Below are 2,324 nucleotides of genomic sequence, written 5' to 3'. Positions count from 1 at the left end.
TTGATTGGGGCGCAACTGCAGGTTGTCCCGAATGCGAACGGTGGGCAGCACAATCCCCAGCTCCATCGCGATCTGTTTGCGCACCCCTCCTACCCGCTCTGCGAGGTCACCCCCCTCCTCCGGCAGGGCCAAAGGCACCAGACCACTGCCGAGTTCAAGCTCGATGGTCTCCACATTCAACAGCGGCAGCACGGCCTCCGGCCCTTTAGGGGCGGCATTGGCAGCAAGCTTCTGCTTCTCGCTCTCTTTTAACGCGCGTTTCTGCTCTTCCTCCGCACGTCGCGTTAAGAAAAAGGCCCCACCGCCGGCAGCCGCCGCCAAAACGAGGAGCTGAAGTTTAGGAAAGCCCGGCAATAGCGCCAGCATAGCCATTAACCCGGAAACGATGATGAGCGGACGTGTGCCCTGAAACAGCTGTTGGAAAAAGGCCTGCGCGATCGGCTTTTCCGAGCCGGCCCGCGTGACGATAAGGCCTGTGGCCGTGGAGATAAGTAGCGCCGGAATCTGACTGACCAGTCCTTCACCAATGGTAAGCAGGGTGTACGACTGTAGCACGCTCATCACATCGCCCCCACGGCTCAGCCCCAAAGCAAACCCGCCTACGATGTTGATGATAATGATCAGGATAGCGGCGATGGCATCGCCTCGTACGAATTTGCTCGCACCGTCCATCGCCCCATAAAAATCGGCCTCTAGCTCGATCTGTTTACGCCGTTCTTTCGCCTGCTCCTCGTTGATCAGCCCTGCATTGAGATCGGCATCTATGGCCATCTGTTTGCCGGGCATGGCATCCAAAGTGAAACGGGCGGCCACCTCCGCCACGCGTCCGGCACCGTTGGTGATTACCACAAACTGCACCACCACCAGAATCAGAAAGGCGATGATTCCCACGATGTAGTTGCCGCCCACCACGAACTTTCCGAAAGCCGCAATCACCTCGCCCGCATGGCCGGTGCCCAAAATCAGCTTCGTGGCGGCCACATCGAGGGCCAAACGAAAGAGCGTCATGATCAACAGAAGCGAGGGGAAGATGCTGAACTGCAGGGGTTCCACGGTGTAGAAGGCCGATAGGAGAATGAGGGCAGACCCCCCTATATCCACCACCAAAAGCAGATCGAGCAACCACTCGGGCAGCGGCACAATGAGCATGCCAAGCACCAGAATGAAAAGAATGGCCAGCACCATGTCGGCACTGCGCGTGATCCGTTGGAGGAAAGAGCCAAAACCTTGTGAGAGCGACGTGGGAGCCGAGGTCATCTGCTAAACATCATCTCCTGTTGGGCATGAAAGAGACCCTAAGGTGGTCTATCTTTCATTATCGGTAAGGAGATGAACCGTTTGCAGGGAGAGTTTAGCTCTCCTGCCAAGCTCCTGCAACCTAGAGCTGGCTGCCTAGGGAGCGAGGACGTCTTGATCACCCAAGGGCTTGAGCCAGCCGCAAGAGGCTAGGCAGGGATGGGGGTAGGGTGCATGGGTAGGCCCCTCGTGCCTACCTTTCTCCAAGCTAAGTAAAGCGCTAGCGCAGAGGGTTGTGCGCACACCATTCAAAAAGGGCGAGCCACTCGTCACGTTGACGGGCCACAAGCTCCGGGAGGTCTCTTCCACCCGCTTTAGCAACGAGGTCTACCAACTCGGCCGGCTTTAACTCCGGTCGCTCACGCAGCAGCGGATGAGAGGCTGCCCGACGCATCCAGTAGTGACTATTGGAGAAGTCGCCCTCCCGCCGATGCATAATGCCATGCCAAAAGGCGCCGGTGGGGTCGGGAAGGTTTTGGCAAATGGCATGACAACGTTCCAGGTCATCCACGTAAAGCCAAAGGCCGGCGGCCAGATCGGGCCGATCACGCAGAGCGGTCTCTTGCAACACATGCTTCACCAACTCCACATGATGCGGATGACTGCCCAATAGATGGGGCATGGCCTGCTCCACAGGCACAGCATCAAAGAGCGGTTTGCAGGCAGCAGCGATGGTCCCAGGTAACGTCAACGGTGTGACCTCCTTTCAGAAACGCTCGAAACGCTCAACATCGAGCACAAAGCAGACAGCACCACCTACCAACACCTTTACTGGGCTTGGCATAAAGGTACCCACCGGCGCCGCATCGGGGGGAAGCACATTCACGAACTGTTCCCGCGTTTTACAACTCTCTCCGATAACCTCAATCACCTTATCTACATCTTTAGACTCGACGCCGATAAGCAGCGTTACGTTGCCCTCTCGAAGAAACCCGCCCGTGCTGGCAATTTTGGTGAACTGAAATCCGTTGCGCAGAAGGGCCTCGGTAATTCGATTTTTGTCACGATCGTGGACAACCGTAATAACC

Annotated in this window: 3 protein-coding genes; all 3 read right to left on the bottom strand. The window is 57.1% G+C overall.

Annotated elements, in window-relative coordinates; all coding sequences use genetic code 11:
- Positions 1 to 1,257, bottom strand: a 1,257-nt coding sequence (locus VKV29_RS00525) for a flagellar biosynthesis protein FlhA (protein WP_324199341.1), incomplete at its 3' end; no start/stop codon positions are given.
- 259 nt (positions 1,258 to 1,516) lie between these two features.
- Entirely contained in the window at positions 1,517 to 1,987 is a 471-nt protein-coding gene (locus VKV29_RS00520) for a hypothetical protein (protein WP_324199340.1), read from the bottom strand.
- 15 nt (positions 1,988 to 2,002) lie between these two features.
- The coding region (locus tag VKV29_RS00515; RefSeq protein ID WP_324199337.1) for a cyclic-di-AMP receptor at positions 2,003 to 2,324 on the bottom strand (322 nt) is incomplete at its 5' end.

It is taken from the genome of Chthonomonas sp. (genome assembly GCF_035294165.1).
GTDB lineage: Bacteria > Armatimonadota > Chthonomonadetes > Chthonomonadales > Chthonomonadaceae > Chthonomonas.
The sequence above is the reverse complement of the archived record's forward strand: the minus strand, read 5'-3'. Positions and strand labels throughout refer to the sequence as shown.